Source organism: Asaia sp. W19 (genome assembly GCF_003994335.1).
Taxonomy (GTDB): domain Bacteria; phylum Pseudomonadota; class Alphaproteobacteria; order Acetobacterales; family Acetobacteraceae; genus Asaia.
Map to the genome: position 1 here is coordinate 218,390 of NZ_PNQZ01000061.1, position 21,565 is coordinate 239,954.

Sequence of the window (21,565 nt, forward strand, 5' to 3'; positions counted from 1 at the left end):
TTTGGAGCCCCATCATCATGTCCACATCAGCACGGGCTTTCTGTTCGTCCTGATGCTGGCGCTTGTCGCGCTGATCGTGGCAGTCGGCTTTGCTATCTACTTGGCTCGCAAGCCCAAGGTTATCGAACGTGTCGAGCGCGTTTCGCAGACGCGGTTCATCGAGCCCGAGGCAGATGACCGTCCCTATGTCCGCTCAGTGTCGAGCGTGGGAGCGTATCGTGCGCCGCCCCGACAGGTTGACTCGACTGTGGCCCCTCCGGTGCGCGCCTATAGCCGAACTGCGGTTCCTGAGCCTCGGCAGCACTACACGGCGCCTTACACGCCTCCCTACACCCCGCCAGTCCAGAGTGACCGCCTTTTCGAGGGTATCCTGCTGGGGGAACTCATGGGCAGCTCTCATGGGTCAACCACGGTGATCGAAAGCGCGCCCTCCTATCCATTATCTTCAGACAGCTTCTCCTCAGGCTCAGACAGCAGCGGCTTCAGCTACGACAGCGGATCTTCGTCGTCTGATAGCGGCGGGTTTAGCTGCGACTGGTGAGGTGATTTTCAACGACAGATGAACGGGACGCTAAGGGCGTCCTTAGGAGACGCTCTTTGACAATTGAATACGAGTTCAGCATCTCCACCTCTTCCGAGGGGCTGGACACAGCTTCCTATTTAGCGTCGTCCACCACAAGCCGCGCCGGTGCGAGCTGTCGGCTTGCCCGTCAACTGGTTTCAGAGGGTGCGGCAGACGGGACGCTACACCTGCTTCGGGACGGTAAGCGGGTGTTGAGCTACAAGTCCCTTCACTCACACGCTCAGAGAACTTTCAGGGAGAACGACAAGGGCATTCGCTTCATCAAGTGGCGCCCGTCCCCCTTCGCGGGAGACGCTAATGCCTGAAGAGGTTCTCATATGGGACTGCGAGGCTAACGGCCTCCTCGACACCGCCACCAAACTTCACTCACTCCAGATCGGCACAGTCAAAGGCGCCGATAGCACCATCTACTGCGATGCCTTGCCGGGATATCCTTCAATCGCTGAAGGCCTTCAACGACTTTCAGAAGCCCCTAAACTTATCGGGCACAACGTCCTGAAATACGACTTTCCGCTGATCGAGAAGCTCTACCCCGGAACGCTCCGACTGGAGCAGATGGTGGACACGCTTGTTATGGCGCGGCTTTTCGCGCCGGAAGAAAGGGCACACAGCCTGGACGAATGGGGTCAGCGTTTAGGGGTTTTGAAGGGGATCTTCAACGGCCCTTGGGACACCTGCACTCCGGCCATGATGGAGTATGCGGCGCAGGACGTTGTCGTGACCCGCGCTCTCTACAATCACGTCAAGGAAGTCGAGGATTGGGGATGTCTCGACACTGAGCTGAAGTTCGCCTGGATCATGTTCCTACAGGAGCAGAATGGCTTCACGCTGGATATCAAGGCGGCTCAGGAACTCGAGGCAGAACTTCGCGGCGAGCTGGCAGACCTCCTTACCGAGGCGCAGTCAGCATTTCCCCCGCGATGGGTCCCTAACGGGAAGAATGCACAGGCCGCGATGTTCACCCCTAAGGGGGACAACAAGCGCCACGGCTATACTGCTGGGTGCCCCATGACCAAGGTGATCCTTCAGGACTTCAACCCCGGCTCCCGTAAGCAGGTTGGGGAGCGGCTTATCCAACTTGGCTGGAAGCCCAAGGCCTACGGCAATGATGGAAACCCGACCATTGACGATGAAATCCTGTCCCGCCTGCCGTTCCCGCAGGCAAAGAAGCTAGTCCGATACTTCGCTGTCTCCAAGCAGCTTGGGCAGTTGTCCGATGGAAAATACGGATGGCTCCAGGTGGTCGGAAGCGACGGACGTATTCATGGCCGAGTCAACTCGGTCGGGTGTGCTCCAGGTCGATGCAGCCACAGCGGTCCTAATCTAGCGCAAGTCTCAAAAAAGGACTTGCGTATGCGCTCCGTGTGGACCGCTAGACGAGATTGGAAACTTATCGGCTGTGATGGCGCGTCGATACAGGCCCGCGCCCTGGCTCACTACCTTGCTCACTATGACGACGGACTTGCGATCAATCGCGAAATCAACGGGGACAAGGCGCTGGGTACTGATACGCACAGCGCCAACCGCAAGGCTCTTGAGCTATGCGGAATGCGTGTCCCTCCTGGGTACAGCGGCGATCCTGGTAAGCTACTCGGGAGGCTCCGTGAAGGTGCAAAGCGTGCCCTATACTGCGTTTTATTCGGCGGGGGAGACCCCAAGCTGGGGAAAACGATCAAGGAAGAGTGCCGCGAAGCTGGTGTTCCCGTCCCGCGAGTTCCCGATAGCGAACTAGGCAAGTTGGCTCGCAGGCAGTTGTTCAAGTCCATTGTTGGCTTTGATCGGTTGCAGGCTGCTATTCAGGCCGCTGCACGCAGCCCCAAAAAGGGCGGTAGAGGGTATTTGAAGGCCCTCGGCGGGATGCACGTCAAGTGCCGCTCAGAGCATAGCGCGCTGGTGTTTCTTATGCAGTCCTTCGAGGCATCTGTAATGAAGCTCGCAGCAGTGATCTTCTATTTCGAGAAGTGCGCTGAGAACGGTTGGGAACACGGCAAGGACTTCGCTTTCTGCGCTAACGTCCATGACGAGGCCCAGATGGAGGCCCGCCCGGAGATTGCTAAGGCAGTCGGGCAGGCGTTTGCAGATTCAATCAAAGAGGCCGGTGAGCGGCTTGGTTCAAGGTGCCCAATGGCTGGTGAGTATTCCATTGGGGTGAATTGGCGCGAAACGCATTAGTGCAATCGAGAGAAGGAATGAAAGAAATGGATCAAATCAAAGCGGGAACAGTAGTGGCGTTCGCGCGCCGCAGCTGGGATATATCGGCTGATAAACCCTACACAGTCCAGGAAGACCCCGCCTGCGGGCTATTCATCGAAGATGATGGAGGAGACGCCCGCTACGCCTGCGTTCAGGATCCCGACAATTATCAGTCCAAGGGGGGATACATTGTGCAGCACCCGGCTGATCCTGCCTCCGACACCCGCACGGCCCTTATAGAGGCCCTGAAGGCGCGGTTGGAGGCCGTCAAGGACGCCCCGCTGCACACACTTGAAAACAGCGAGCAGTTCTGGATCGGCCAGGCGCTGGATAAGGCTTATGGCATTCGGGCTACGTTTAGCCCCGGCCCTTCAACAGTCACCTTCACGGAGCTTGCCAATAACCCCTGAAACGGCCTTTAAGGTCCCGTTCCTGCCGGAACACTACAAGGCTGCCCTCAAGGTAGTCCGCACCGTTTACCCCACAGCGGTCCTTGCAGGGGGCGCTTTGCGTGACCTTTGCTGGGACTTTCAGGTCAAGGACCTGGATATCTTCGTAGACGCCGCTGATGGTCCTCTGGAAGCGCGCCTGCCGGACCTTCACAAAGTCCTCGGCCACCACTTCTCAATCTGCGGTCTCGACTACATTCCCGGCACAGCCTCTGAAGCAGGCGCTTCTGCCGTGTTCGTAGACCACGCGCTTGGCGCGCTTCCGATCAACGTCATCGAAATCCAGCGCCCTCATGGGGTGAACGACTTCGAGGCATTCGTTCGCCGCCGCATGGACTTCGCCGCCTGCCAGATCAGCTTTGATGATAACCTCGTCAGGATGACTGGAGAGGCTCACGCCGACCTGAGAGACGGGGTTATGCGGCTGATGCGAAAGGAGACTCCAGAGGGCGTTGAGAGGTCCCTGCGGAGGGCTGAGAGGTTCAAGCAGCGGATGCCAGGTATCAGGTTTGATCTGGGTGCGGAGGCGTCCCTCTGATGCGTACACTCTGCAATGAATGGGATAAGAATGCCGCCGCATGGCTTCGCGAACTCAGTGCTCAAGGGCACATACAAAATACGGAGGTAGATGAACGCTCAATTACCGGGCTCACAGCCCACGATCTGCGAGACTTCGACCAGTGCCATTTCTTCGCCGGCATCGGCGGCTGGCCGCTCGCCCTGCGCTGGGCAGGACTTGAAGGAACGCCCGGTGTCTGGACCGGATCACCGCCCTGCCAGCCATTCTCCGTCGCTGGAAAAGGGCTTGGACAAGCTGATGAGCGGCACCTTGCCCCAGTCTGGCTGGACCTCATCCGCGAGTGCAAGCCTGGCCTCATTTTTGGGGAGCAGGTTGAAGCGGCAATTCGGGTCGGATGGATCGATGATCTATTCGATGCGCTGGAAGAATGCGGCTACACCTGCGGGGCGGCAGTATTGCCAGCTTGTAGCGTCGGCGCGCCGCACATCCGCAAGCGACTGTTCTTCGGAGCGGTCAGGGTGGCCGACGCCAACGCAAACCTATTCAGCGCGCGGCGAGAAATACGATCCGCTCGCCCCGAACATGACGTTGAACATGGCGGCGCAACGTGCTGGGTGGCCAACACCGACAACGCGCGATCACAAGGACGGACAGGAATGTCTGAACGTTCCGACGAACAGCCTACTGGGCCGGGAAGTGTGGAAGGCAGACCAGCCGATCCGCATCACGCCTTCTGGTCAGGTGCTGACTGGCTCGGATGCAGGGACGGCAAGTTCCGGTCAGTTGAACCCGGCTCACAGCCGTTGGCTGCAAGGCTACCCGCCCGTGTGGTGCGACTGCGCGGTTACGGCAATGCAATCGTGCCCCAAGTCGCGGCGCAATTCATCACGGAATTTCTCGGCGCAATCGGAGACCTGAATAAGCCTAGCCTTAATTGACGGCGACATTTGCGCCTTCAGGGCCGCAGCAGCGGTTCAAAAGACTTTCGACTTCGGCGCTCCTGAGCCGACCATTCACGCAGACGAAGAAGAAGCCCAAAGGGCCTGTATCGAGACCATTGAAGCATGGGCCAGCCTAGCCCGTTGCAGGGACGTTAGGGTGCTGTTCACAGGCCCGCACAACTTCCGCAAGAAGATCCTTCCGACCTACAAAGGGAACCGCAAAGGCGGCAAGCCTCTGGCCTATTGGGCCACTGTGCGGGCCGTGAAAGAGCGGTTCCGTTGTGACGAGGTAGACGGCCTTGAGGCTGACGACCTCATGGGCATTCTAGCGACCTCTAAGGGCCATGAAGAAAGCATTGTCGTGACCCTCGATAAGGACCTGAGAACGGTCCCAGGACGGCACTTCAATCCCGTCAAGGACTCCAAGCCCTGCATCGTCACTCCTGCTCAGGCGAACCTGAAATGGTTCACGCAGACTCTGACCGGCGACACCACAGACAATTACGCAGGCTGCCCAGGCATCGGGCCAAAGCGCGCTGAGACGATCCTGAGCGGGTGGGACGGGTGCTCTCTGACTGCGGGCTGGAAGCTGGTGGTCGAGGCTTACAAGGGCAAGAAGCTGACCGAGGCGGATGCTTTGGTGCAGGCAAGAGTGGCTAAGATCCTGACACGGGATGATTATGACCGGGACAGTAAAGAGGTGATTTTATGGGACCTTAAGGGTCCTCAGCGGCTGAAACTCGAAGATGTTGTGAAATAGGAAGGAAAGAGAATGAGCAAATTTAAGGTAGGGGACCGCGTAAAGGCAGTGAAAAGTGACCTTCTATACGAGATCCACGTTGGGAAAGAGGGCGTCGTCTATCAGATAGACGCTGACGGAGACACGCATGTCAGGTTCTCCTGCGGGGATTCCGACTCCGGATATGCGTCTGACTTTGAGCTTCTCCATCCGGCTGAGAACGCAGGGGCACTCAAGGAATCCCTTCAGAACCTCCACAAGCAATTCCTGACAGCCGGAGATAGCATCCCTGCGTTTGCTCTAAAGGAGGTCATCTCAGAGCACTTCGGCGTGGCCTGGCAGGAGCCCCAAGAGGGCCGCTGGGTGGAGAAGGAGAACGCGGCTTGAGTAAGCTGGCATCAGTGGACGACTGGTGGGATTTGTCAGATGAAGAAAAGGAGGCTTTTGTGAGTGCTCATGAGCGGCGTCCTCAGGTTGTTTCAGGGGCCACTGTGCGATCTCTTGAAGTGCGCCCAGAGGACCTTCAGGGGGAAACTGTGTGTGTGCCGGACGAGCCCGCTTCAGACGCCGTGTTCCGACCCTCGCACTACGCCCGCTGGAACATCGAACCCATCACCTTCATCTCCGCCAATAACCTCGACTTCCTGACCGGCAACGTGATCAAATATGTCATGCGTCACGATGCGAAGAACGGTCTGGAGGACCTGCGGAAGGCTGCCCGGTATCTTGAGATACTGATCGGGCACGTTGAGCGGGAGAAGGCAGGGGCGCCGATCAAGGTGCAGGCCGTCTAACGTCCAGCTTCCATGCAAACAGCTTCGAAAGAGACGATGGAGCCGAGCGGGATAAACTCGTAAGTGACTAAGGCTGTAATACCCTTGCCTCTAGGTCTATCATCCCGCGTGATCATCACACCAATATCAGATATCAGTACACGTTCATTTCTCTTCGATGCTGTAATCTTACGCCCATCTGAAAGCTGAAGAGCAAGTTTGTCGCTGTCATTAGTCGCGAGACTGTTCCAGAAATCCTCAATTCGATCATGTAATGCCACGGCTATTTCCTGCAAAATTAAAAGTTAAAGTAAAAACAGTTACCCAAAGGGACCCTTTAAAGGGCCTCTGAGGGTAACTGTTTTTTCAACTTGCGGACAAGAACAGATTTCGCTCCTTGGCGCGCCTCAGGGACAAGCCCCGGCTCACCTTGCCCTTGATCAGGTTCCACTTCGGGAACTCGTCAGCGGCCCCGTTAAGGTCCCCTGCATTGAGCTTCTTCAGCATTGTTGAGCGGCTGAATGCCGTCTCCCCGATGTTGTAGACCAGGCTCAGCACAGCAGCCCCTTGGCGGTCCGTCAGAGGCACTTTCACAAGGCGCTCGGTAGTGTCCCAAAAGGATACCAGAACGTTCCTCAGCAAGGCTGCTGCCGTAGCCTCTGACATGGTTGGCGTTGAGGCTGTGACGGGCTTGCCGTTGAGCAGGTAGGTAGACCCATAGCCGATTGTCCAGACGCCCCCCTGGTCCTGATAGGGGCGCGCTCTGAAGCCCTCGAAAGAGGCCACCAGAGAGACGGCCTCCTCAGGGAAGCCCATTAAGGGGCCTTAGGGGTCTGGAAGGTACTGGCGGCCTTGAGAACGGCGGTCAGAACGGCCATTGCAAAGGTCGTGATGGTGGCCGTGCTCCAGTCCGTGGAAAGGGCCGCACCGGCTGCGGTAGCGATGGTTGCAACGGCAGCCGCGAGGGCAGCGCCCTCAGTCTTGGTGATCTTCATTATTTCGTCCAGAAGGATGTGAGGAGGTGGTCGCCTAGCCAGCCGAGACCGACTGAGACGGCGGCCCAGATGCCGAGGACCTTGGCCCGGTCGTTCTCCAGTGCGGAGATGCGGTCCTCATGGTCCTCGATCTTCTTGTCCTGCTCCTTGTCACGGGTGAGCAGCATGTCCAGCTTGCCGTCCATGCGCCCGACCAAAAGGATCAGGGTGTCAGTGTTGTCCGCTGACTTCTCAGCCGGATTCACGTCTTGATCTGAGCCCCCTGAAGGTCCGCATGAGCGCGTTCTGCAAGGGCCACTAGCTGAGCCCATTCATCCTCAGTCGGCTCCCGCTTAGCCTCGAAGATGCCCTCAAGAAGCTGGATAAGCTCCTGGATAATGGGAATGTCAGAGGCGACCGCAGAGAGGATCGAGGCGATAAGGGGAAGTGCCGCCAGCATTACTTGACGCCTCCGATGTTGTGGGTGGCGAGGTAGCTGTAGAAGGCAGACACTGCCGCCTGAGCTTCCGTAGCCTCAAGAGAGGTCACAGAGGCCCCAGCCTGAGCATCGAGCACAAGCGGATGCAAGGCGTTGTATGCCTTCTGATCGGCCACCTTGATTTCACTGACAGTTGCAGCATTGGGAGGGCCGAAGGAGCCCTCAACGTACTGCTTGGCGACCGTTTCAGAGGCCGTGAGGGTGGCCTGAGAGGCGTAAAGGGTCTGGTAGACGGACCCCTGAAGGGAACCCGCACAGGCTGTTAGAAGGCTTGTGAGGGCAAGTGCAAAGGCCCACTTAGGGCATTTTAGTGTGTATATTTCTGGTTCCTATCATGAGGTGATCCTGCTGTGCTGGTCAGGCGGACGGCGCAGTGTAGCTGCTACCGATCGGGTGCTGGCCTTCGTGGTCGGGGATAGCTGCCGTCCCGTCTGGGGGGGACCAGTCGGATCTGCCGTCCCAGAGCACCCGGTCGATAACGTATCCGATCGGGTGTTCAACCGTAGCTGCGGTAAGATATACCGAGTAGGCGTCAGGCTGCGTCATGTTTGTACTCCTCAGGCGCTAAATTCATCGATGATGCCGACGCCGTTGGCTCCTGCGCCTCCCGCATTTTGGGCTGCTTGCTGGTTCGCATGAGCGCCGCCGCCGCCGCCCCAGCCGCCTGCGTTCCCGCCGGGCTGCGATGTGCCGCCATTATAGACAGTGATACCGGCCCCACCCGCACCCATAGGGCTATTGCTGCCAGGGGGAGCTGCGGCTGTTCCCAGCACAGCGATACCGGGCAAACCGCCCGCCGCTGCAACCGCGTAAACAATGTTCGGGCCGCTCGGCAGTCCATTGCCAGGGCATCCCGGAATTGACGACGCAGCGCTGGAGGATGTTTGTGTTCCGGCATAGCCGCCAAGCCCACCGGGGCATGAGAGCGCAGCAAACGAGCCAAACGGGCCGAATGTGCTGGCGCCTCCGGTTCCGCCCGCCTTGCCAGTCACGCCAACGCCACCGACGCCGATGCTGATCGGGATCTGCTGACCAGGAGTGGCGGGGAAGATCGCCTCTACATAGGCACCCGCGCCACCGCTTGAAGCGCAGGACGAGCCGCCCCCACTGGTGTTATCGGCGCTTCCCCCCGCCGCACCGCCCGCCGCCTGGAGGCGAACACGAATTTTATAGACGCCAGCCGGGACAGTGTAAGTCTGGGACGATGTAATGACGGTCGTATTGAGGTTGCGACCGGAATTCAGCCGGGCGGCAAATTCGGTCGTAGCGAAAGACTTGTCGCTCGTTCCGAGAGGCGCGGTCGTTCCAGTCGGATTCTGCATAAAGGAGACCGGCCCTGCCACGCTCTGCTGGCCCGTGTCGGCAGTTTCAAGGTAGTTACCGGCTGCCTGATAGTTACCGGCTGGCTGATAGTTACCGGCTGCCTGATAGTTCCCGGCTGGTTGCACTACGTGCCAATTTCCCGTGCCGTCCTGAAAGGCCGGATTGCCAGTCGGGGTGTCTATGCTTGCCTTGACGATACCCCCCAGATCACCGCCAGCATTAGCCACAAGCCCAGCGAACAGATCGCCCCACGAAGCGCCGGACGCACCGGGGACAGACACATTCCCCGCTACCGTCGAGACCCAGAATTTTCCTGGGGTGCTGCCATCGGGGACAACTGCATTCAGCCCGTACCCGCCCACCGAGGACGCCAAAGAGCTGTTGAAAGGGAGCAGCGCCCGGAGAGAGAGTGCGTCAAGAGAAACTCCCCCCACTGTCCCTGCATCAAGGGCACCAGTCAAAGCCCCTAGGACGGTCACATTGTTTAGGGTTGGGGAAGGGAACGCTTCATTACTGGACAAGGGCAATTTCCCCACCATTGTTCCAGAGCGTTCCGACTGAGCCCGGCACGGTCGGAAGTCCCCGCAGGTCCCCCGTCAGGAAGTAGTTCGCGCTTTGGAGTGCCTCAGCAAGTGTTGGGGCAATTGCCTCCGCCGTTTGGGCGGCTGCTGTAACCTGTGGCACAGCGACCTGGAGGGCGGTCTGCAAATCCAAGGCCGCTGCAACAGTCGCCGTATTGTCGTAGAAGAAAGAGCCGCAAATCTGCGTCGGCCCGGGTGTGGACAGGGTGCCGCTCATGGGCGCCATTTACTCCGTGATATAGAGGGGCTGTATAGATGCTGGGCCGCCGCTGCTCTCCATCGCAATTGCTTGCCCCTGAACGTCCCCTAAAAGACCTGTGAAGGTGTCCTCCCAGGTCTGAGTTGACGGGTGATCGCACCATAGCCCCGCATATTTGAGGGCGGCGTAGGTGACGAGATCAGGGCAGGCCAGCGTGAACTCGTTCGTATCCGTGAGGTTGGATAGACTGCTAACCGCGCCATAATAGTGAAAGAGAACCGACCCACCCTGCGGAATGGCCCCCCGGAAATGGATCGTGCTCCCAATCCGGGCGTAAGCCTCAGGGTTTATCTGGTTGGGCAGTCCGACAATCTGACGGAAAGCGCGCCGCTCCAGCGCGCGGCTTCGGTCTTGACAAGAGAGGCTGGCGAATACGTCAATCATCTCAAGAAAATCGTCAGGCATGGTAGCGTACGTCATCTGCCCTTGCGCGAGGATAAGCCTGTGGCGTTCCATCGAAGGGACCCTGAGGGACCGCTGGATACGCGCCAAGCCTCGATTGACGAAATTGATTGCCTGTACCTGGGAGCAGTCGTCCCGGTTCAGCTCGCCGTTGAAGTCGCTGAGGATATCCTGAAGGGCGGCCATCAGACCTCCTTCGAGGTCGCAAGGAACGCCTCAAGATTATCCCTGCGGAGCCGCGCTACGATATCCTTGGCCTCCATGTTCCAAGGGTCGAGACCTTGGGCACACCAGAGGTCGAATACGGCGGCTGGAATGGAGGCGACTTTCATGTATTCGCGCTCCCTCACATTTTTCGAGGCTAGGCGCTCGTCCCGCAGGTTTGCGAGGAAGTCATCAGAGAGTTCTTGCTGACGGAGGATCACAAGCGATCCGTCATCCTGCCCGATCAAGTCGGTGTGGACAGTGTTGAAAACGTTCAAGGGCCTGCTTTGAAGAATGTGAAGGGGAAGTTGAGGAGCCCCGTTAGAGGCTCCTCAGAGTGGCTTCAGGCCAAGTTCGTGATCAGCGCCGAGCCCTTGAAGTTCATGTGCTTCAGGGAGAACTCGCCAAGGATCTGAACATTGGTGCTGTCACCAGTGACGGCCAGCGTCTGGCGGAACCAGTCACGGAAGGTGACGAGCTTCCACATCGCCGGATCGAACAGCAGGGCATCCGCCGTGGTATCAGGGGTGCCCGATGCGCCAGTGCCGCGAATGAAGCGGTTCATCACGACCTTAAGGGTCCCGTAAGGGGACTTGTAGATCGAAATGTTGTGGTTCAGCGTCGTGTCCTGGTTCTGGACGAACACAGTGCGGTTAGAGGCCGAGAAGCCAGCAATCGTGTTGGCATCGCTTGGGCGAACCATGATCGTGTTGGCATCAGCACCGGCATTGTAGCTGGCCTGCTGCGTCGTCAGGAGCATCTGCTCAGTGAGCGCCGTGGCTGCCGGAGCGGTGCCCGTGGCATTCAGGCCAGATCCTGCCGTGTAGACCATGCTGGGGTCGATCATGGCCTGGTAGCCAGCCATCTCACGGGCCGTGCCGTCCGCACCTGCGGCCTTGCCCTGGCCGGTGCCGATGAAGGCCCACTCTCGGTCGCGCTTCAGCTCCTTGGAGCGCAGGCCGAGCTGGTAAGCAAGCTCCTGACCACGGCCATAGGTTTTGGTCGCCTGCATTGAGCCCGTCACGCTGGCAGTCTTGGTGAAAATCTGCGTGGTGTTGGAGCGCATGACAGTCGGGTTGAACTGTGCAGCCGGGGCGCTGGCGCCTTCGACCTGGGCGTTCTGGCCCACGTTCATCAGCGAATCTTCCTGCCACTCGAACAGCTTCTGAGTGGACTTATCGCCGCCGATCATCGACTGGAACGGCGTAGCGGTCGGAGCGATATTGGAGATAACGTCCGAGATATCTTCTTTGGTGCCTACAACATCGTAGGAGGAAACAGTGGTCAAATATCTACCTTAGTGAAGTTTCGCCATGAACGCCGCAGTGATGGCGTCAGGGTCGGTGGGGTTTGCGCGAAGGGATTTCAGAGCCTTGTTCAGGCCATCCTTCTCGGACGCATCAGCATTTGAACCGGCTGAGCCCGGTTTGATCACCCGGCTGGGCTTATTGACGACCTTCTGGACCTGAGCATCCACGGTCTTGCTGCCGGTATCGTAGAGGTATGCCTTGTGGAGGAGGCGGAGCATCGTCGGGTCTGTGACATTCTCGATGCCTTCAACGCCGCTCTTACGGGCAAATTCAACGAGCTTGGGGTAAACGGCGGGGAAGTCCTTGATGCCCTTCATAGGGTCGGTAAGTTCCGCAGCGCAGGCCTTTGCGGCCTCCTGACGGGCATCCTCAGCGGCCTTGCGGGCTTCCTCCAGACGCCCGTTCACCTCACTGTGGAGGAACGCGAGGTCCTTGTAGGCTGCCTCAGCATCAGCGCGGACCTGCTTGAACGTCTCAGGGTCCACATTAGGGTCCCGGCTGATTGCAAGCCAGTCGAGGTCCTTGTAGGGCGCGTAGCGCTCCTCAGCGCGCTTCCACATTTCAGTGTAGGCGGCTTCGAGGCGATCCTTTTGAGCCGTAGCTGCTTCAGATGCCTTGGCAGCCTCAGCGAAGCGGCCAGAGAACTGCCCGTGCTCCTCAATGAGGCTACGCAGTTCCTTCAGCTTGTAGGTCTTGATCTCCTCGCCGAAGGGGAGTTCAACGTCTGGATCGTCATCTTCGGCAGGAGCCTCGGCGCGCTCAGGCTCCGCTGCGTCCGTCTGCTCTGGTTCAGGGGGCTTCCTGCGAGGCTCCTCAGAGACCTCAGAAGGTGCCTGAGAGGCTTCCAAGTGGGCCGCGAAGGCATCCGTAGCGTCGAGTTCAACAGGCGCTGTAGCGGCACCCTCAGGGGCCATGAGAGGCCCTCTGTTAAGCAGGATCAATATGTGTCCTCATGGTTGTGTAGGGCATCGGCCATCTGCTCTCCGGCTGAGTGGCGCATCTGCAATTCTCGGCAGATTTCAGTCAGCGCGTATTGGAGCAGGTGGTGATATTCCCTGGCCTCCCGGCCTGCCTCCCCCGGCTTTGCGGCGCAGAGGGCGGATAGGTTGTAGTTCGTCAGATCATCGACCACAGCGCAGAAAGTCGTGTCATCGAGCAGGCGCTTTGCAGCCGCGCCGCGCTCAATCAAGAGCGCAGCCTGGTCCTCGTTAGGGTGCATCAACCGGGGTCAATCCTTGCTTGTGCATCGCCCATTGCGAGGGCCTGTTTCGACATGAGCAGCTCAGTCGTATCGACCGCCACCTTGTGATTGAACTGATCCTGCTTGAGACCCTGATCGGCATGAGCCTTCTCAGTCTGAAGCTGAATCTTCGCCATGCCCTGCTCATACTTCTGCTGGGCTTCCTCACGAGATAGCTGAGCATTGAGCTTAGCGGCCTCGGCATTGGCCAGCTTGACCTGAGCATCTGCCTGCTTAACAGCGAGGTCAGCCTGCTGCATCGGATCGGGCTGCGGGGGCGGAATCTGGTCAGGAGGCAGCAGAACGCTGGTTGCATCCTTGATCCCCATGTTTTCCAGAATTCGGCTAGCGACGTAGAACTTCTTCTCAGGCGCGTAAGCCGGACCATACCCATTGGCTGGGTTGGATAGGTACTGGTCGATTGCCTGCCACTTCTGGGCCTCTTTCGCCTGCTCGCCGTACCCAAGAGCCAACGAGATATCCATCTCGGTGTCTTCGGGCCACTGAGTGAAGTCAGTCTGCGTCCAAACCCCGTTGGACTCCTGAATGAGCTTCTGCGGCTCCTCATTCTCCAGGATCAGCCGGTAGACCATTGAGTAGAGCTTGCGAAGGAATACCTCAGCAAAGTTCCTGGCGATGATCTTCTGACGGATTTGCGAGACCGCGATCAGGTCCTGCACCATGCCCTGAGAATTCTGGGTAGAGATGGCGTCCTTGTTCAGCCCCTGTGACAGACTGGATATGCCGCTGATTTCCTCGCCGCCCTGCTGAAGCTGGGACATGGTTTGGAACACGAATGGGTTAAGGGACGCCTGCGGCAGCGGAGCCACAGAGGAAATTACGTCGCGGACGTTGACGATGCCGCCGAGGCGGTTTTCCATCAGTTCGCGTGGGTTCGTCACGCCCCCCTGAGCGACCATCATCCGGGGATTGGTGGTGATCAGCGAGTGGTTGATGATCGAGCGCGTCAGGAACGTCTGCGCGTTCTGCGTCGGAACCAGAAGAAGGCCGTAGTTGGCGCCGTAGAATGCATGGGACCGAGGCAGAGCGCAGAAGTCGATGAAGGGCTTATGGCTGACAGGTTCTTTGTCCAGAACCTGATTGCAGCACAGATCGACCTTGTAGAGCTGGCTTGTGCCATCCCCCTCAATGTCGAGGTGCATATAGCACTCATAGACGGTGTAGAGCTTGCGGGCATCCTGCGTGTCCCCGTCAAGGTCTGACAGGCCGATGATATCGCCCGTCTGCCCGAACCGCTGCACGACCTCAGGATTGAGCCGCTCGTCCATGCCGTCATCATCAGGTAGGTCCTCAATGATGCTTTTGGGGTACCCGTGCTTGATCAGCTCGGATTTGGTCATGGACTGGCGGTGGAACACCAGGTTTGCCTCCTCAATGGACGTTGCCATTTGGGAGATGCCGAACTCCTCAGGAGGAATTGGGCGCAGGCGGACTTGGGAGCGGTTGCGCTTGCACTTCACGAGAACGCGCTTCAGAGTACCGTCCTCGTCCCCTTTCTCGACCTCCTCAACGGAACTCGTAGGGTCCTTCATAAGGAAGGCCATGAGCTGCTCGTAAGACGGCTCACTCAGGTCATAGAACTGGTCCTCATAGGAGGCCTCCCAATAGACCTTGCAGACCCCGTTACGGGCCTTCAGCGCGTCCTCGATAACCGTCTGGAACACCTGAAAGCCTGAGTTCTGCGAGAAGATAACGCGGGTAACGTAATCCGTGCGGAACTTGGCCTGCATATCCGTCTCGCCGGGGGCCGTGTTAAAAACGACCGGACGAGTGTTCCCTGAAAAGACCTCAAGGAGCTGGGCCTTCATGCTCTCAATACCGACATAGACATTCATCGAGCGGTAGTCAGAGTCTCCCTTGTGGAGCATTCCAGGCTTTTCGGCATCATAGTAGCGGGAGACGCGCTCCCGTTCCTTGGACAGCTTCGAGCTGCCGCCGTAGCCGTAAGACTGGCCAATGCCGGTCTGGGCAATAGCGGCAATCGCCGCGTCTGTCAGTTTTGCCAAATTACTCCTGAGGGGAAAGATACCAATCGTCCAGGACCTCTATGGGAACCCAGCGTTTTTCAGTGATGTGCAGAGCCATTGCGAGGGCCATAACGGTGTCGTCGTGCTTGCCCTTATCGGCCTCCATGCGGCCCGATTGGGTGACGATGAAGGTCCGCATCTCGTCCAGCGTAGCCGGGTCGTAGATAGCTACCTGGTTCTTCCGAACCTCGGCGCGCAGCTTGTCGATGATCAGTGGCTTAGTAGAAACATTCGTCTGGAACCCCAGCCGCCGTGTGACCTGATCGGTCTCCTGATTGTGCACCTCGTCTGAGTAGACGTTAGGGTACAACAGGTCCTTGTATAGCCGCGTCACGGTGAGGATGCCGTGATTGTTTGCTTCCACAATGACCCGCGCATCGTTGTAAAGACGGCCCAGTGCCGCAAGGATATGGGCGAAATAGTCAGGGTCTACTTGAGCGCGGAAGATGCCCACCTGGCGCATGTCAGGGTCGAGGATCTGTGCCACGGACCAGTCACCGTTGACCCCAGCGGCTACGTCTGCCCCGATGAAGTAGTTCTCGCCCGGTGTGATTGGGTAGAACTGCTGAAGTTCCCCCATAGAGTGATCAACGAACTTCCCGCCTTCATACGCCATGCGAGACCGAGGCGGCTGAATAAGGCGGCGCATATCGTCCAATTTGAGCGGATCGAACACGGGACGCCCGGAGGTCAGAAAGGCTTCCTCAGGGGTAGCCGGGTACTCCTGCTTCCACAGGTCCAGACCCTTCTCCGCGATCTTCTGACGGCGGAACATGAGCTGCCAGTCGTCAAGATCGTATTTGGCCGCTTCATCTTCCTCCATAGGGGTCCGTTGAAAGCCCTTTACAGGCTCAACGCGGCAGCTTGGATCAATGAACCAAGGGAGGAACACGGGAACGAACTCTGATCGGCCCGCAACGGCCTCTTGCCACTGTTCATAGAACACCCCGGTCATACCGTTGGCGGTGCTCTCGATGTAAACCTCAGTGTCATCCGTCTTGGGCACCGCGTCCATCAGACCTGAGAAGATCTCTCGGCTGGACGACTTGGGCCAGAAGGCGACCTCAGAGGCGTGGACGTGTGTGAGCGTCTCGCCGCGCCCTACGGTGTCGCCGCCTGCTGTGGCAACGATATAGCCGCTATCCAGATGGCCGAAGCGCAATTCACGTCTGGAGGCAGTTTTGGTGGACGGCTTCAGGACTTCGGGGCACAACTCATGAAACCGCTGCGTCATGTCGAACAGGGTTGAGGTAGCTGTGGCATGGTGCGTGACCACCATTGCCTTCTTGGCCTTGCGCTGGGAGACCCGGAAGTAGAGCCGCCCTTCAACGTAGGTGGATAGGCCCTGCTGGCGGGACTTCAGAATGATGACGCGAACGCGCCCTGTGGCTGCCTTCTGCTTCTCTACAATTTCGCTGAGACGCCGCTGAGCCTCGTTGAAGATGAACGGAACAATCTCGGACTTCTTCGTTCTGATCTTCAGGGCGTGACGGGCGTAGAACTCAAAGTCGTCATAAAGTCGGCGCCTCAGCGCCTGGCGATCCTGAGTGATTACTCGGAAATCCTGTCCAGCCACGCCTCAGCGACTGAGAGCTGTGCCTCGGTCTTCACAACCGGCTTGGTCTTGGTGAACTCAAGGACGGTTTTGATGGCGCTCAGCCGGTCGCGCGGCGAGTAGAGGTATCTACTTGTTGGACGGGCCTCGTGTTCAGTCGGAGGTGCCGTATCTTTGGTGATGACGATTTCAACGGCAGCGGCCAGCGCAACGTCTGCCATTGCACCTTCGTCAGTGGTGATGCCTTCTTCGATCATCTTCTTCACAATTCTGTCTGCACGTTCCGCCCCTTCGCGCCTGATCTTGGCGAGGAGCTTCTTCTTGCCTGCCCAGCCAGGAGGGACGCCTTGGCAGCCCCACTTCTTCAGCTCGACAAGGCGCTTTATACGCTTGGAGCTTGCAACCTGGACTTCCTCATACTCTTCACGAGTTGCGGGGTAATGAGGCACCTTTCCGACGAGGCACGGGTACCAGATCCCCCTTACCTTGTCCTGCAACAGGGGATGCCGGTTGAGCGGCTTTGCGGTCGGTGGTCGGACGATCCTCGGCAGACCGTCCTCGGCAATATAACGTTCGTAGGCTGCCAACTGGCGTATCTCCTATTTTCTGCGCTATCTGCGCTTCGATTTCGGGGCGATGGGCGGCCAGAAAGCGGCCAGTAAGGTGGGAGACGGCGGCCTGAGCTTCAGCGTCGTCCAGCAGAGGGCATGAGAGGACAGCTTGGGTGTCCCTTAGAAGGTCCCCTAAGGTCACTGTTCGGGCTGCTTCATGAGCTGCTTGGTGAACATGTGGGCGTGTTGCTGAGCCTCCTCAGGAGGAAGCGTTGCAAGGTAGTTCTGAGCCACCTGCATCTTGTCCTGAGGGTGCGGAGCATGGGCTACGGCAGTGATTGCAGAGGCCAGTGCCGGTTTGCCGTTGTCATGGGCAGCCTGCGCCAAGGAGGCTGCGTGGGCACCGTAGTGAGTCTTCTTCGCCTTACCCTTGGACTTGCGGACCCGGTTGATGTTGTCGAGTCCTGCCACCACGCCAGGCTGATTGGCAGAGTTCTGCTGAAGGCTATCCTGAGACTGAGAGGAGCCCGAAGCACCCTTGTTCATGGTTGCCGCGAACGTGCGGCGTCTGGCCGCTGCTGCGGTCAACGTTGTCTGATCTGTCAATCAATCCCTTTGAGGAGTTGAGGGGAGATGAAAGAGGCGGATTCGGGGTGCTTGGCGAGAAGCTCCTGGTAGAGTCCCTGCTTTGCTTCCGTCTTGGGGAGAACCTTGAGGTCCTGCATACGCGCCGCGACCTCATGGTGTCCGGCTGCGGAGGCCGCCTGCGCGGCTCCATCGACCGCCGACTGATACGAGCGCGCTGCTCCCGCCCAACGGTGGTAGTTGTCAATGGGGCGTCCCATATTGGAGGGCCCGTTAGGTAGATCAGGAACAGAGGCAAATGCTCTGCTGACTGCATCGGCGGCTGCGGCGTCGTAGTCCTCAGGACGCTCTGCGCCAGTCCTCTGGTGATGGACCATGCGGGCAAGGTAGCGCGCCGTGTAGCCATCCGTGTTCTGCCCAGCAAGGATTGCGTCTGCTGCGCTTTGGGGCAACCCTGAGCCAATACCCTGCTGAACTGCTGCGGCGATTTCGCTGTGAAGCGCGGGCGGGAGCCGTTGATCAGTCAGTTTATGGTTGATCAGAACCTGCCCACCCCGCAATTCAGGTTGGAACGGGGCCGCCACACCTGCTGCGGTTTCTGGCGCTAATGTCGCGCCTGAGGGTGCCTGCGGCTGTGGAGAGGCACGGGGTGGAGGAGTAGCGGGACCCTGCGGAACCCCAAAGTCTATATTCTCAGGGTTCCTGATCGGACTTCCCATGTCACCTGCGGAGGCCTCGAAAAGCATCTCAGGGTCTGCTTCATTCAGTCCTGCGGATACGGCTCTGGCTCTGGACAGGGGACTCTCTGGAACCTGCTGTCCTGTGATATCGAGAACCCGCTGTGCGGCGCTGTTGAGCCGCTGTGCGGGAGCCTTTGCTAGCCCCAGCTTGTTATCCAATCCCCGTCCGATTGCCCCGCCGATAACGACACCGGGCGGCGCATCGAGCATTCCTAGGGCCGTGTGGTGGCCGAAGAACGGAATCAGGCCGCCAGCCGTTGCCCCGACTTTCTCAAGGGGACCCTTAGAGTTCCTCAGAAGTTTGTTGCTAGAGGCCGTATCGAGGTGGTCCAGGCCACTCAGCAAAGTGCCCCTGACACTTGGCGGCAGATTCTGCATCTGCGATATCGTGTCATAGGCCGAACCCGGAGCCGTCGATATTCTATTCTGGTGCGCCGCTGCCTGCTGGACTGCGTTTTTGATCGTGACGCGCTGCGCGGCTGTGATCAGAGCGTTCTTGTGGAGAGCGTCTGAAAGTCCGTTGAGGGACTCCGCGCCGTCTTTTACATAGCTGGCTGCTGAATTTGCCCAAGGGCCGCTGTTAAGCGTCGAGCCGTGGTGGGCGTCAATTCCTGAGATTACGGAGGCCGTGACTGGAGCGCGGTCCGGGGCGACCTTTGACAAGGCTCGTATGTCCGCAGCCTTTGATCCAGCAGCCAGCCCGCCTGGGACAGCAAGACCTGTCAAGAGTTCTGCCGCAGCCTGTTGCGACGGGGACGCCCCCGCTGCGTGGGCAAGCATACCCGCACCCGTGGACGCTGCACCTGAGGCAGCACCCGTGCCGAGGCGCGCTAAGGCTCCAGCGGCACCGCCTAACGCGGCTCCCGGAAGCGCACTGACCGCCCCTGAATAGAGCTGCTCACCCGCACCATTCGGCTTCGCTACGCCAGCCCGATCAAGGGCAGCCTCTGCCTGTTCGCTGACGGGAGTGGGCTTGACCTCAGCAAGTTCAGGACGGATTGCGGACGCCTGAGCCAAGTCCGTGTCCCCAGCATGAGAGAACATGTCTGCCAGTCCCGTCACGCCATTTGTCAGGGCTCGGCCCGTAAGCCCAGCCCAGTGATGGAGGGTGGACTCATGAGGCGCTGCTTGTGCCCCACCTTTCGGAGCATCGAACTGGTCGAATGGGTTTCCCCCGCTCGACGCAGGCTTTGCATCGAACTGGTCGAACGGGTTCTGTGCCATTACTTTCCTGGTGTAGCTGCTGCGGCTCCCTTGCCGTACTTCTGGTCGAAGGCGTCGGAGAACTGCGGGTTATTGCGGAGGTAGTCGATAGCGGCCTGAGGCGCAGTGATTGCCGGAGCCTTTGGAAAGGCCTTTGAAACCGCCTCAGCGGCCTCAGGATCAGCATGACCACCCGCCTTCCACTGCTCAAAGCTGGGGATATCACGGGGGGTGACTGAGCCATCAGAGCCCGTGGTGAACGGACTGCCAACGCCCTGAACGTACTCCCCAAGTGCTGATTCAATCTGCGCTGGGGTGGCGTTAGGGTTCCGCTGAAGCAGCGTGGCCCGTGCCTGATCGACCGCCTGTTGCAGGCGTGTATTGGCCGCCGTGGATTGAAGGATAGCGTTACCTGCCTGGTAAGGTACAGACTGGTCAGGGAGCGAAGCCCCAGCAATCTTGAGCCCCGCGACCAGAACTCGGCCCTTGGCCCCAGCTAGCTGAGCTGTCAGCGTATTGTGCTGCTTGTTGAGTTCAGCCGCGTCAGCGTTGCCCAGCCCATTGCCGGATAGAACAGAGGCCAGTGGAATACGCCACGATGCGCCCATACCGGGCTTTGACAGCGCAGTACTCTGAAGCCGGTCATAGGCCCCTTGGTACTGGTCGAGGTTGTTCAGCAGCGCCTGGTCATCCGTCAGGGCCGAAGCGTGATCTCTGGCGTACCGATCGCGCTCCCCTTGGTTCTTCTGCGCGAACTGCTGAGCGCCTCTGATGCCACCCTGAGTGGGCAGCGGAGGGAGCGCCCAAGGGTCCGTGGTAGGCGCGGGAGGGAGCGTCGGGGGCGCCAGAGGGGCGGGCTGAGGGGGCGTTGCAGGGGGTGTTGACGGGACGCCCGGGGGAGGTGGGGCTGGGGGAGACTGCGGAACACCTGCGGGAGCCTGCCCAATATTTTGAGGGATCGTTACAGGCGTATAAGGCGCCCCGGTCAGGGCCGCCGCCTGTGCCCCTCGGGAGTTGGCAATCTGCCCCCGAAGCGCCAGGGCCGCATTCTGATAGTTCTGCCGAGAATTGATGGCGTCCTGTCGATCGCCGTGCCCTATGTCTTGTCCGCGCTCCGCTACCCCTGCGCGCACATCTGTATTCCGCGCACTCGTTGCGTTACGCGCACCTGCAACGCCTACCTTGGTCTCGTTGTTCGCGTTCGTCGTGTCAGCTTTAAGCCCGTAAAGACTTTGAAGCTGCTGTTGCCTGTATAGTTCATAGGCGGCCTGCTGCTGCTGATCGAGGGTGTCGGCGGCACCAGCAAGGGCACCAGAAAGCCCCTCACCAAACGTGCGGCCCCCCGCGAATCCGGCGCCAGCGCGGAGCAGCATCTGAGACAGAGTGCGTGAGCTGTGGGGATCGGCAGCATCCAACATATCCTGGGTCGGCTGAGGACCTTGGAAAGCCACTTGGCCAGGCGGAGGCTGCGTCATTGAGCCGGACATTTGCGTTCCTTCTGCGGGACCGCTCAGGGCCGTTTCAGGGGGTGTTGAAGGGATTCGTGCGGCGACGTGCTGAACGTAGTTCGGGTCTCCCCCGCCGTTATGCAGGCGCAGGATCGAAGCATAGTCGTCGGGATTGTCGAAGCTTAAACCTGCATGGTCCGCCTTGGCCTTGAGCAGGTTGAGGGCGAAGGCGGAGGATTTCTGAGGATCGTTCCGGTCCTCATCGGAGAGCGGCGCTAGGCCATAGCCGGGGTTCGCAGCGGTGCTAGAAGTGACCTGGAGAAGGTTGGGCGAAGCGGCTCCGTTGGAGGATTCTTGACCGAGCATTCCATACGCTGCGGGGAGGAACTTCGGGCTGATCCCCGAGGAATCAAACGCAGCGAGGAACTGTCTTCCGTAGCTCATC

The 21,565-nt window shown here is 59.2% G+C and carries 27 protein-coding genes; 8 read left to right on the forward strand and 19 right to left on the reverse strand.

Features of this window, described 5'->3' with window-relative positions:
* The first annotated feature begins 1 nt into the window (after nt 1).
* From C0V97_RS12135 to C0V97_RS18590, 8 genes are all read left to right on the forward strand, one after another.
* Nucleotides 2-541, forward strand: a complete 540-nt coding sequence (locus C0V97_RS12135) for a hypothetical protein (RefSeq protein WP_127102842.1) — start codon at nt 2-4, stop codon at nt 539-541.
* Between the two features lie 339 nt (nt 542-880).
* A complete protein-coding gene (locus tag C0V97_RS12140) occupies nt 881-2,755 on the forward strand; it encodes a DNA polymerase (protein WP_127102843.1) in 1,875 nt (624 codons plus the stop codon).
* Nucleotides 2,756-2,781: 26 nt separating this feature from the next.
* A complete protein-coding gene (locus tag C0V97_RS12145) occupies nt 2,782-3,186 on the forward strand; it encodes a hypothetical protein (RefSeq protein ID WP_127102844.1) in 405 nt (134 codons plus the stop codon).
* On the forward strand, nt 3,170-3,763 hold the full coding sequence (locus C0V97_RS12150; protein WP_127102845.1) for a hypothetical protein: 594 nt from the start codon (nt 3,170-3,172) through the stop codon (nt 3,761-3,763). The genes C0V97_RS12145 and C0V97_RS12150 overlap by 17 nt, the downstream gene beginning before the upstream one ends.
* A complete protein-coding gene (locus C0V97_RS12155; protein WP_127102846.1) occupies nt 3,763-4,683 on the forward strand; it encodes a DNA cytosine methyltransferase in 921 nt (306 codons plus the stop codon). The genes C0V97_RS12150 and C0V97_RS12155 overlap by 1 nt, the downstream gene beginning before the upstream one ends.
* A 7-nt stretch (nt 4,684-4,690) precedes the next feature.
* Nucleotides 4,691-5,446 (forward strand): hypothetical protein, encoded by a 756-nt coding sequence (locus C0V97_RS12160; RefSeq protein WP_233582141.1) that lies wholly within the window; start codon nt 4,691-4,693, stop codon nt 5,444-5,446.
* A 12-nt stretch (nt 5,447-5,458) separates the two neighbouring features.
* Nucleotides 5,459-5,812, forward strand: coding sequence for a hypothetical protein (locus C0V97_RS12165; RefSeq protein ID WP_127102848.1), 354 nt, complete (start codon nt 5,459-5,461; stop codon nt 5,810-5,812).
* Nucleotides 5,809-6,219, forward strand: coding sequence for a DUF3310 domain-containing protein (locus C0V97_RS18590; protein ID WP_199751859.1), 411 nt, complete (start codon nt 5,809-5,811; stop codon nt 6,217-6,219). Before C0V97_RS12165 ends, C0V97_RS18590 begins: the two co-directional genes overlap by 4 nt.
* Here C0V97_RS18590 and C0V97_RS12175 read toward each other — a convergent pair.
* The 19 genes from C0V97_RS12175 to C0V97_RS12260 all read right to left on the reverse strand — a co-directional run bounded on the left by C0V97_RS12175 (nt 6,216) and on the right by C0V97_RS12260 (nt 21,564).
* Complete coding sequence (locus tag C0V97_RS12175; protein ID WP_127102849.1) at nt 6,216-6,479, reverse strand: hypothetical protein; 264 nt, start codon at nt 6,477-6,479, stop codon at nt 6,216-6,218. The genes C0V97_RS18590 and C0V97_RS12175 overlap by 4 nt on opposite strands.
* 85 nt (nt 6,480-6,564) lie before the next feature.
* Nucleotides 6,565-6,984 (reverse strand): lysozyme, encoded by a 420-nt coding sequence (locus tag C0V97_RS12180; RefSeq protein WP_233582130.1) that lies wholly within the window; start codon nt 6,982-6,984, stop codon nt 6,565-6,567.
* 29 nt (nt 6,985-7,013) lie between these two features.
* Nucleotides 7,014-7,193 (reverse strand): hypothetical protein, encoded by a 180-nt coding sequence (locus C0V97_RS12185; protein ID WP_127102851.1) that lies wholly within the window; start codon nt 7,191-7,193, stop codon nt 7,014-7,016.
* Nucleotides 7,193-7,438 carry a hypothetical protein gene (locus C0V97_RS12190; protein WP_127102852.1) on the reverse strand — a complete coding sequence of 82 codons (246 nt, stop codon included), beginning with the start codon at nt 7,436-7,438 and terminating at the stop codon, nt 7,193-7,195. Before C0V97_RS12190 ends, C0V97_RS12185 begins: the two co-directional genes overlap by 1 nt.
* Nucleotides 7,435-7,632, reverse strand: coding sequence for a hypothetical protein (locus C0V97_RS12195; RefSeq protein WP_127102853.1), 198 nt, complete (start codon nt 7,630-7,632; stop codon nt 7,435-7,437). Before C0V97_RS12195 ends, C0V97_RS12190 begins: the two co-directional genes overlap by 4 nt.
* The gene (locus C0V97_RS18395; protein ID WP_158625417.1) at nt 7,632-7,787 is read right to left on the reverse strand and encodes a hypothetical protein; all 156 of its coding nucleotides are present in this window, start codon (nt 7,785-7,787) and stop codon (nt 7,632-7,634) included. The genes C0V97_RS12195 and C0V97_RS18395 overlap by 1 nt, the downstream gene beginning before the upstream one ends.
* A gap of 441 nt (nt 7,788-8,228) precedes the next feature.
* Nucleotides 8,229-9,428, reverse strand: coding sequence for a hypothetical protein (locus tag C0V97_RS12200; RefSeq protein WP_127102854.1), 1,200 nt, complete (start codon nt 9,426-9,428; stop codon nt 8,229-8,231).
* 76 nt (nt 9,429-9,504) lie between these two features.
* Complete coding sequence (locus C0V97_RS12205; RefSeq protein ID WP_127102855.1) at nt 9,505-9,792, reverse strand: hypothetical protein; 288 nt, start codon at nt 9,790-9,792, stop codon at nt 9,505-9,507.
* A gap of 9 nt (nt 9,793-9,801) precedes the next feature.
* On the reverse strand, nt 9,802-10,422 hold the full coding sequence (locus tag C0V97_RS12210) for a hypothetical protein (protein WP_127102856.1): 621 nt from the start codon (nt 10,420-10,422) through the stop codon (nt 9,802-9,804).
* Complete coding sequence (locus C0V97_RS12215; RefSeq protein WP_127102857.1) at nt 10,422-10,718, reverse strand: hypothetical protein; 297 nt, start codon at nt 10,716-10,718, stop codon at nt 10,422-10,424. Before C0V97_RS12215 ends, C0V97_RS12210 begins: the two co-directional genes overlap by 1 nt.
* 65 nt (nt 10,719-10,783) lie before the next feature.
* Nucleotides 10,784-11,728: a DUF5309 family protein gene (locus C0V97_RS12220; protein ID WP_127102858.1), complete on the reverse strand. Its 945-nt coding sequence runs from the start codon at nt 11,726-11,728 to the stop codon at nt 10,784-10,786.
* Between the two features lie 9 nt (nt 11,729-11,737).
* Nucleotides 11,738-12,664, reverse strand: a complete 927-nt coding sequence (locus C0V97_RS12225; protein WP_127102859.1) for a hypothetical protein — start codon at nt 12,662-12,664, stop codon at nt 11,738-11,740.
* A 23-nt stretch (nt 12,665-12,687) separates the two neighbouring features.
* Nucleotides 12,688-12,969, reverse strand: coding sequence for a hypothetical protein (locus C0V97_RS12230; protein ID WP_127102860.1), 282 nt, complete (start codon nt 12,967-12,969; stop codon nt 12,688-12,690).
* Entirely contained in the window at nt 12,969-15,017 is a 2,049-nt protein-coding gene (locus tag C0V97_RS12235; RefSeq protein ID WP_127102861.1) for a hypothetical protein, read from the reverse strand. The genes C0V97_RS12230 and C0V97_RS12235 overlap by 1 nt, the downstream gene beginning before the upstream one ends.
* Before the next feature lies 1 nt (nt 15,018).
* Nucleotides 15,019-16,614 (reverse strand): hypothetical protein, encoded by a 1,596-nt coding sequence (locus C0V97_RS12240; RefSeq protein WP_127102862.1) that lies wholly within the window; start codon nt 16,612-16,614, stop codon nt 15,019-15,021.
* Nucleotides 16,590-17,180, reverse strand: a complete 591-nt coding sequence (locus tag C0V97_RS12245) for a hypothetical protein (protein ID WP_127102863.1) — start codon at nt 17,178-17,180, stop codon at nt 16,590-16,592. The genes C0V97_RS12240 and C0V97_RS12245 overlap by 25 nt, the downstream gene beginning before the upstream one ends.
* A 162-nt stretch (nt 17,181-17,342) precedes the next feature.
* Nucleotides 17,343-17,750, reverse strand: a complete 408-nt coding sequence (locus tag C0V97_RS12250; RefSeq protein ID WP_127102864.1) for a hypothetical protein — start codon at nt 17,748-17,750, stop codon at nt 17,343-17,345.
* Nucleotides 17,747-19,693, reverse strand: a complete 1,947-nt coding sequence (locus C0V97_RS12255) for a hypothetical protein (protein WP_127102865.1) — start codon at nt 19,691-19,693, stop codon at nt 17,747-17,749. Before C0V97_RS12255 ends, C0V97_RS12250 begins: the two co-directional genes overlap by 4 nt.
* Nucleotides 19,693-21,564: a hypothetical protein gene (locus tag C0V97_RS12260; protein ID WP_127102866.1), complete on the reverse strand. Its 1,872-nt coding sequence runs from the start codon at nt 21,562-21,564 to the stop codon at nt 19,693-19,695. The genes C0V97_RS12255 and C0V97_RS12260 overlap by 1 nt, the downstream gene beginning before the upstream one ends.
* Nucleotide 21,565: the final 1 nt, after the last annotated feature.